Below are 8,501 nucleotides of genomic sequence, written 5' to 3'. Positions count from 1 at the left end.
GTTAAAGGAATCAGTCATTTGACTGGTTCCTTTTTGTGGCTGATTTTCACGGTCAATTAAAAACTGGTCACCGTTAAGGGTGGCCAGTTGATTATTATCTATTAAGGTAAGTCGTTGAAGATCCGGTCGATTGCTTGGTATTCGAAGTCATTGAGCTTAACGTCCAAAGAAACGGCGTTCTGTTTCACCTGCTCCGCTTTGCGGGCACCCGGGATTACTACCGCCACCGCCGGGTTCTTAATGTACCACGCCAGAACTAGTTGGCTCGGTGTGACGTGATGATCGTCCGCAATCGCACGTACTTTGGCCATCCCTGCCGTAATCGCCCGGAAACGGTCAGCCTTAAAGTTGCGGTTGTGCGACTGCCAGTCGTCGGGACCAAAATGCTCGTTGCCGGTGTACTTTCCGGTCAGAACCCCGGAAGCCAGCGGGTAATACGGCACAAAGCTGATGCCCTGGTCCTGCAAGTATGGGAACAACTGCTCCTCCGCTTCCCGCTGGACCAAGCTGTAAGCGTCCTCTACCACGTCAACGTAACCGTCCTGGTTCGCCTCGCGTACCTGCTCAATCGAGAAGTTCGATACGCCGATAGCGCGAATCTTACCGGCTTCCTTCAGTTGCTGCAGCGCCCCGACCGCTTCATATTTCGGCGTGTCCGCGTCAGGAAAGTGAATGTAGAAAATGTCGATGTAGTCGGTACCCAACCGCTGTAGCGCCTGGTCAACCGCTTCAACGAGGAACTCCGGCCGGTTGTTGGGCCGTAAATCGTTGTCTGGATCCTGCGCTGCTTTGTCGGCAATCACTACCTCGTCACGATGGTAGTCACGCAGCACCTCTCCGATGAGTTCCTCCGACCGTCCAACGCCATACATATAGGCGGTATCCAAAGTGGTGATGCCGTTATTCAAAGCGGCGCGGACGACCGCGCGGCCATCGTCATCATTCAGGTGGGCAAATAGGTTGTGCCCGCCGACCTTGTTGGTGCCTAGACCCAGCGGCCCCGTTACCACGTTACTGTGACCAATCGTCACGTTTGTTGTCATAGTTGCACACCCCTTACTATTAATTGGCACAATTATAGTCTTATCGTGCGGGTCTTGCTACCCGTTAGATGAGGCCAAAATGCCGGAGCCCTTTAGGGATACCTTTGTGCATGTTGTCGGCCGTCACAAATTCGGCCGAATGCCGGGCCTTGTGGGTGCCGTTTTGCATGGCCACGGGGTGGTCAACCGCGGCTAGTAGTGGGAGGTCGTTGTCTGCATCCCCAAAGGCGTAAGTGGGCACACCGTGGAGGTCGGGTTGCTCAAGCAGCTCTGCAATACCGCTGGCCTTGGAAGTGTCTTTGCTAATGGTATCGACGTCGTACGGTGAGTCACGGTAGAACGCCATCTCCGGGAATTCTTGCTGATATGCGGATTTGACGCGGTTCCCGGCCTCATCGTTACCGATGAACAACAGCATCCGTGTTACCGGAGTGGCGGGGTCAAAGTCGGGGTTGACCACCGGTACCGCCTGTTGGACGTCAGCGTAATTCGCCTGGGTTAAGTCGTCCGTACCCGATAAGACTGCGTGGTGCTCATTGTAGTAAGCTGTCGTGATCCGATCGCGTCGTGTTGCCGCAGTGATACGCGTGACGGTAGTAGCGGGGATGTAGTGCTGCCCCACGGTGCGGTTGTTGAACCGCACTGTTGCCCCGTTCCCCGCCACAATGGTGCTAATTTTGGTGACGGCCATCAGTGTGTCGATTTCCCACAGGTCGCGCCCTGTGGTGATGACGGGCAACACCCCGTTTGCCCGCAACCGCTTGATGGCCGATAAATTGCACGCGGGCAAAGTTTTGTCATCCGCGTACAACGTTCCGTCCAGGTCAAAAAAGACTACCGCTCGATACATATATCATCGTCTCCCTTAACGTTTAAGTTAGTCCCACCATAGCAGTTTTAGTAACCGCTTACAACCGCAAGCATGGCAAGCAGGCTATTGGTTGCGTTATATTTCATCTTACTTTAGAATTGTAAGGATTAAGGACAATCACGGCGGATAAACACCGGTTGGTTGGTGTGCACGGGGGAAGACGTAATGCCACAAACAGTTACTTTTGAGAATATTGATACGTTGACGCAGTCGGGGACGGTGGTGTTGGACCTATGGGCGCCGTGGTGTGGACCGTGTAAAATTTTGAGTCCCATGTTGGCCGACCTGGAGCAGGAGCTGGACGGGCTGACCGTCATCAAGCAGAACGTGGATGACGATAAACGCTTGGCCGAGCAGTACCACGTGCAGTCGATTCCCACGATGATTGTGTTTCAGGACGGCAAAGCGGTGGAAAAGGTGACGGGGGCGTTCCCTAAGGACAAGCTCCGGCGCTACTTTGAACGCAAGATTGCTGAATGGCACGATCAACAATAGGACGAACACAACCCGCTGTGGGCCCGTAATGGGTGGCAGCGGGTTCTGTTGTGCAGGGCGTCGTTGGTTAGTCGATTAGGACGATCTCGAACGATTAACCTTTTCTTGGGGAACGCCGCAATCGCCGTTACAAATGAACCACCGACATACTAATGCTTTCCGCACCGCGTCGACTAGGTTAATATAAAGTGATGGAATTACTCGGGAGTGAGTGGGGTGAGTACGGATGACGAGTGTCGATAAGGCTGAGTTGCTAGATACGTGCCTGTTGGCGGGGCGCATCATGATTGAGGGTGGCAGTGAAATGTACCGCGTGGACGACACGATGGCGCGTATCACCGATAATGCGGGTGTGCGCGGCGTGGCTTTGTTCACCACGCCCACCGGTATCGTAGCGGGACTGAACAACGAGCAGTATGTGCAGGTGCGTCAGATTCACCAACGGGAAATCGACCTGGAAAAGGTGAGCCGAGTCAACCAGCTCTCGCGGGAATTTGCGGCGGGGGAGTTGTCACTGGCCGAACTGCACCAACATCTGCGTGCGCTCGCGTTGCACGTACCGTTCTTCCCCATGTGGCTTCAAATTATTGGTGCCGGAGTGCTGAGCGCTACCATGATGATTGTTTTCACCCAGCAGTACGACTGGTTCGACATCCCCACAGCAGCGGTTGCTGGTATCGTGGGTTTTCTGGTGTCCACGTACATTAACCGCCTCACCAACATTCGGTTTGTGGCGGAACTCGCCGGAGCGCTGGCGCTAGCCCTGGTGACTTTAGCGGCATGCAAAGTGGGCTGGGGTCTCAGTCCGGACAACATCCTCATTGGGGCGGCCATGCCCATGGTTCCCGGAGTGGCAATTACGAATTCAATTCGTGACATGCTGGCGGGGCATTTGCTGACGGGGATTACCCGGGGGATGGAGGCCATACTGACAGCCTGTGCCATCGGCTTTGGTATTGCCTTAGTGCTACCGTATTTTTAGGGGGGACTACGCATGAATATTTACGTGCAGGCCGTCATTCAGTGCGTTTTTGCGTATCTGGGTACGGTGGCCTTTGCTTTTATTATTAACGTCCCGCGCCGTGCGCTGAACCTGGGCGGCTGGTCGGGCGCCGTCGGGTGGATGGTTTACTGGGTGCTATTCAAACTCGGCTGCTCGATTGTGCTGGCCAACCTGTTGGGGGCCTTTGCCATTGGGATTTGTGCGATTATCTTTGCACGTTGGCGCAAGATGCCGGTGATTGTGTTTACGATTCCGGGATTGGTCCCGTTAGTGCCCGGGGGCACCGCGTACGAGGCCGTCCGCATGTTCGTTTTGGGCCATACGGACGCCGGTATTGGGTACCTTGCCCGGGTGATTACGGTTGCGGGTTCCATTGCGGTAGGGTTTATGTTAGCCCAGCTATTTGGCGACCTCACCCGACGCTACCCCCGCCGTGCCCGCTAACGTCTGGCGCTTTCTGGACTTGTTATCGTCATTGGCGTTGGTGCTTGTCCCAACTGCGGCTTTGCTGTAAAATGGGGTTATGCGATGAGTCGAGTAACACACTATGTGTGAAAGAAAAACGGCCAGCACGTTTCACCCACCGGATTCGTGGGCGCTGGTTTTCCCTCTGGATTGTGGAGTCCATGGAATCGGCCGTGGGTAACCACGGTTGCGTGCATAAGCCTGCCGATGTTTTCGGTGGGCCTTTTTTAATTTCTGGGTCGTGGCGGCCTGCAACGATGGGTAGCCACCAGTAAATGGGAAAGAGGTTCTGTTGATGGCAGCAATTCTAACCGTAGACGGTTTACATAAATCCTTTGGTAGTCACCAAGTGCTCCGTAAGGTGAGCTTTACCGTCGAACCAGGCCACGTTGTGGGGCTGGTTGGACCCAATGGTGCTGGTAAGAGTACCATTATGAAAATTATTCTGGGACTGATTCCGTACGACCGCGGCCAGGTGACGATTGGCGGCCAGTCTGTGGGTATCACGAGCCACCAGGCATTGGGTCAAGTAGGCGCGTTGATTGAGTATCCAGGTATTTATCCCTTCCTGACGGGGAAGCAGCACCTGCAGCTCTTTGCGCAGGGCCCCGACAAGCAGAAGCGCGTGGATGCCGTTGTCCACGATATGGGCATGGAGAAGTACATTAACAGCAAGGCTAAACGCTATTCGCTGGGGATGAAGCAAAAACTGGGCGTGGCGCAGGCGTTGCTGAACGAACCCGCACTAGTCATTCTGGATGAACCGATGAACGGTTTGGACCCGGCGGCAGTCAAAAGCCTCCGGGATCTTATCCGGGCTAAGGCAGACGCTGGCACCAGCTTCCTGATTTCCAGCCATATTTTAAGTGAGCTGGAAAAAGTTGCGGATGACGTCCTTATCCTGAATAAGGGCCTAATCGTGGAGCAAACGAGCATGACGGCTATGGTAAATCGCGGGGCGGAAGTTTACCTAATCCGGACCAGTGATGACCAGGTTACCAAGCAGGCTTTGGGCAACGCTAGCATCCCCATCATGGAGAGCCCGCAAGGCGTGCTGGTCAACCACGAGGACCTGAACGACGTTTTACGGGTGTTGGTGATGTCAAACATTCACGTGGACGACATTGCACACGTGCAACACGACCTGGAGAGCTCATTCTTAGACATGGTCAACGCTGGTAAGGGGGGTGCACGCGATGCTAATGCTCATTAGGCAGGAACTATACAAGTTATTCCACAAGACTGGGACGTGGGTCGCCATGGTCATCATGGTGCTAATGCAGATTGGATTTGCCGTTGCGACATTGAAGTTGCCGGACCTTTTCAGTGCAACCAGCCTGGTGAACGAACAGTTTGTCGGCGGGGAGCTGATTGTATTCTTTGCAATTGCCATGACCGCCAGCATTATCGCCATGGAATTTCAGTACGGCACCATTAAGCAACTGTTGTACCGCCGCTATTATCGCAGCCAGGTCTTCGTCAGCAAGATAATCACGCTACTGATTGGGCTCGTATTAATGGAAGTATTGAGCAACGCGGTCACTTGGGCGCTGAAGTTCGGGTTATTCCCCAAAGTGGCGTTGGATGCTAAGATGACGGGTGGACGGACCCTCATTGAATACTATGCCCAAAGCCTGGGAGCCGACATGTTGACCACCATTTTGCTCATGAGCTTGGTGTTGTTGCTGGCCACACTGTTCAAGAGTAACGCGGCGGCCATTGTGACCGGGATTATTGGTTACTTTGTTGCTAGCCTGACGGGTTCGTTCTTGATGTTACTGATTGCCCAGCACGAGTGGGTGAAGTGGAATCCGTTCACGATGTTGATGCTATCGGCGCAGGTACAGTCGCCGAATTTTGCAAAGATGACCATGTTGAGCACACCGGTAATGATATACTGCTCGCTGGGTTATACGGTAGTGCTGGGATTGATTGCGTACCTGAGCTTCCGGCGGCGGAGTGTGTAGCTGATACTTTGTAGCAATGTGGGGGTGCAAACATGATTAATGATCCGCAGTTTTTGGCGTTAACGTCACGGGCGCAGCGTGTAGTGGGCCTGATTCTATGGCGCGGAAATCCTGACCGTGAGATTAATGTCGATCAGGACACTTTCTACGCGCGGTTGAAGCTGTTCCCAGGGCAGACGGGTGCAACCATGACTGAACGCGCCTTGGCTGACCTCATTAACGAGTTGCGGGGGTCAGTCCTGCCCAACTTTATGATTCGAGTTGGCGATAACGACCTGGGTGAACAGGAACAGATATTAACGATTACTTACTAGCATTGGTGAGTTGTGTTACGTAACACTCGACGCTGTATGGACAACGTCGAGTGTTTTTTTGTGCTTTTTTGTTCTTGCTAGTACGGTGTCAACGGTAACTAGTGGGTGCGGCTGATGGATTGATTAGTAATACCGTCGTTGCAAGTGTCACTTGGTGAGAAAATCATTTATTTATGGACAAATTTTCGTGTATAAGCCTAAAAGTGTTGGCTTTTTGTACAAATGTGATAAAATTATCTTTATAGAAGAGATTAGTATATCGACAGTATATTTAAAAGGGAGATTATGACTATGAAGTGGACTAAATGGATGATTGTTGGTGCGTTTGCCCTCGGCTTGGCCGTAACGCCAAAATTAACGACGCACGCAGCTGAAGTATCTGATCTGGGAATCGTGACTACGACAGATAAGTCGGGGACGGCTACATCAACCGCACAGTTTACGGCAACCGCTGGTAACTTGACGTTAGACCGGGTTCCGGACATGAACTTTGGCGAGACGAATGTTGAGGACTTAGTTAACGGTACAACTCTGAACTATAAGGATAGTAGCGTGACGCAGTTGGATAACGCCAAGGATGGTCAGCTACAGAACCAGATGAAGGTCACTGATTACCGTGGTTCCAACGCCGGTTGGACGTTGTCTGCGAACGCGGGCGCCTTCACGAATGACTCCGACAGTTCGGTGATGAACGTGACGAGCTTGAGTTTCACTGCTGATGGTGCAACCATTGGTACAAGTAGTGATGCAAACAGTGCATTGAGCACGAACAGTTTATCTGGTAGTGACACGCAGGTTTGGGGTGCTACTGCTGGTAATGGTGCCGGGGTGAACACAGCCGACGTCAAGGCTAACGGTGCAACGCTGGTAACGGCGGCAAACCCAAGAGCAACGGCAGGTACGTACCGTGCACCAATTACGTGGACGCTGAGCGCTGCGCCAAGTGCTAACTAACGAATGAAGAAACATTGGCCAGCGACGGGAGTCGTTGGCCTTTTTAGAGGGTGGAGCAAGGCGTTTAGAAAGCAGAGTATAAGTAACTTGGACCGAAAGGCCCGCACTTGGCCTTTTGGTTCAAGTTGCTTATGCGTCGCTTTCTGCCTTGCGCAACCCGTTTCCATACGCACGAGTAACGCGGGAGCGGTGTAGCATTATCCAACTAATGTGATGAGGTCCGCCCTTGTCTTCATTGCCGTAGTGGGTTACGCGCAAGTTTCCACGGCGAACCCGGCCGTGAGACTATAACCACACCATTCAACCTGTTACAATTTAGGTGGATAGAATCAAGCGATAAACAAATTGAAGTTGAACGTCGAGGGTAAGCAGATGAAGAAATTACGTTGGTGGTTGGCAGGCTTGGTGATGGTTGTGATGGCTGTTCTGGCGGTAGGAACGCAATCAGCGCACGCGGCAAGTGGGGCAAGCTTTACCATTGCCCCCGTGCTAACCGATAGTCAGGTGGGCACCGATGATGGCTATTTTAACTTAATGCTGAAACCTGGTCAGGAAGAAACCCTGGCAGTTACCGTCACTAACCTGACCGGCAAAACCAAGCGCATTCGGGTGACCCCCACGACGGCGGGCACCAGTAACTCGGGGCAGTTGAGTTACGTTCCCGGGCTTCCCACCGACACTTCGGCGCAGTACCGCCTGAGCGACCTGATGGATAAGGGCACGACCATTAATTTGCAGCCGCACCATGCGAGCCGCGTGTCCTTCAAGCTCAAGGTGCCTAGCGATGGCATTCGTGGACAGTTGCTGGGCGCGATTTATGCCCGTGATTTAGCCGGCTATAAGCAAGGTGGGACGGGCGTGACCGTCGTGAACAAGTTTGCCATGGTCATCGGCGTAATGGCGCGCACCAGCGATAAGGAGTACGCACCTGACCTGAAGCTGCTGGGTGTCCGCCCGGGCGTACAAAGTAACCAGGCGGCCGTCATTGCCAGTGTACAAAATAATCAGCCGCGCCTCTTTGGTTCCATGAAAATGGTCGCAAAGGTGACGCGTAAGGGCCAGTCAAAGGTGCTGATCAAGCGGACTGAGACCAACATGAGTATGGCCCCAAACTCCCACTTTGATTACGGTGTTTACAGCAAGAAAGCCCTGAGCGCCGGGACGTATACTTTGACGCTAACCGCCACGGCGCACCAGTGGCACTGGCAATTCAAGCGTAATTTCACCATTACCGGCAAGCAAGCGGCCAAGGTCAACAAGCAGACCAACCTGAAGCCTGAAAGTCACTTCCCATGGCTCTGGGTCGTTATCGGCGTGTTGGTTTTGATTATCTTAGTTTTACTAATTTTATTGTTGAAGCGGCGGAAGGATGACACAGAAAAGGACTGA

10 protein-coding genes are annotated in these 8,501 nt (G+C 53.1%); 8 read left to right on the top strand and 2 right to left on the bottom strand.

All coding sequences use genetic code 11. The features are described from left to right. Positions 1-101: 101 nt before the first annotated feature. Positions 102-1,043: an aldo/keto reductase gene (locus LPA02S_RS03225; protein ID WP_054650949.1), complete on the bottom strand. Its 942-nt coding sequence runs from the start codon at positions 1,041-1,043 to the stop codon at positions 102-104. Between the two features lie 64 nt (positions 1,044-1,107). Continuing rightward, positions 1,108-1,893, bottom strand: coding sequence for a Cof-type HAD-IIB family hydrolase (locus LPA02S_RS03220; protein ID WP_056956194.1), 786 nt, complete (start codon positions 1,891-1,893; stop codon positions 1,108-1,110). Between the two features lie 186 nt (positions 1,894-2,079). On the opposite strand from LPA02S_RS03220, the gene trxA reads away from it, so the two are divergent. The 8 genes from trxA to LPA02S_RS03180 all read left to right on the top strand — a co-directional run bounded on the left by trxA (position 2,080) and on the right by LPA02S_RS03180 (position 8,501). After that, a complete protein-coding gene (trxA, locus tag LPA02S_RS03215; protein WP_054650953.1) occupies positions 2,080-2,409 on the top strand; it encodes a thioredoxin in 330 nt (109 codons plus the stop codon). Between the two features lie 226 nt (positions 2,410-2,635). Then, positions 2,636-3,391: a threonine/serine exporter family protein gene (locus LPA02S_RS03210; RefSeq protein ID WP_056956193.1), complete on the top strand. Its 756-nt coding sequence runs from the start codon at positions 2,636-2,638 to the stop codon at positions 3,389-3,391. A gap of 12 nt (positions 3,392-3,403) precedes the next feature. Continuing rightward, positions 3,404-3,856 carry a threonine/serine exporter family protein gene (locus LPA02S_RS03205; RefSeq protein ID WP_054650955.1) on the top strand — a complete coding sequence of 151 codons (453 nt, stop codon included), beginning with the start codon at positions 3,404-3,406 and terminating at the stop codon, positions 3,854-3,856. A 316-nt stretch (positions 3,857-4,172) separates the two neighbouring features. Then, a complete protein-coding gene (locus tag LPA02S_RS03200; RefSeq protein ID WP_056956192.1) occupies positions 4,173-5,090 on the top strand; it encodes an ABC transporter ATP-binding protein in 918 nt (305 codons plus the stop codon). Next, entirely contained in the window at positions 5,074-5,844 is a 771-nt protein-coding gene (locus tag LPA02S_RS03195) for an ABC transporter permease (RefSeq protein ID WP_054650957.1), read from the top strand. The genes LPA02S_RS03200 and LPA02S_RS03195 overlap by 17 nt, the downstream gene beginning before the upstream one ends. Before the next feature lie 32 nt (positions 5,845-5,876). Then, complete coding sequence (locus LPA02S_RS03190; RefSeq protein ID WP_054650959.1) at positions 5,877-6,158, top strand: hypothetical protein; 282 nt, start codon at positions 5,877-5,879, stop codon at positions 6,156-6,158. Positions 6,159-6,449: 291 nt separating this feature from the next. Next, a complete protein-coding gene (locus LPA02S_RS03185) occupies positions 6,450-7,112 on the top strand; it encodes a WxL domain-containing protein (protein WP_054650961.1) in 663 nt (220 codons plus the stop codon). 372 nt (positions 7,113-7,484) lie between these two features. Further along, on the top strand, positions 7,485-8,501 hold the full coding sequence (locus LPA02S_RS03180) for a WxLIP family cell surface protein (RefSeq protein WP_056956191.1): 1,017 nt from the start codon (positions 7,485-7,487) through the stop codon (positions 8,499-8,501).

The sequence above is a fragment of the Lacticaseibacillus pantheris DSM 15945 = JCM 12539 = NBRC 106106 genome (assembly GCF_001591865.1).
GTDB classification, from domain to species: Bacteria; Bacillota; Bacilli; order Lactobacillales; family Lactobacillaceae; genus Lacticaseibacillus; species Lacticaseibacillus pantheris.
This window is presented reverse-complemented; position numbering and strand designations above follow the sequence as displayed.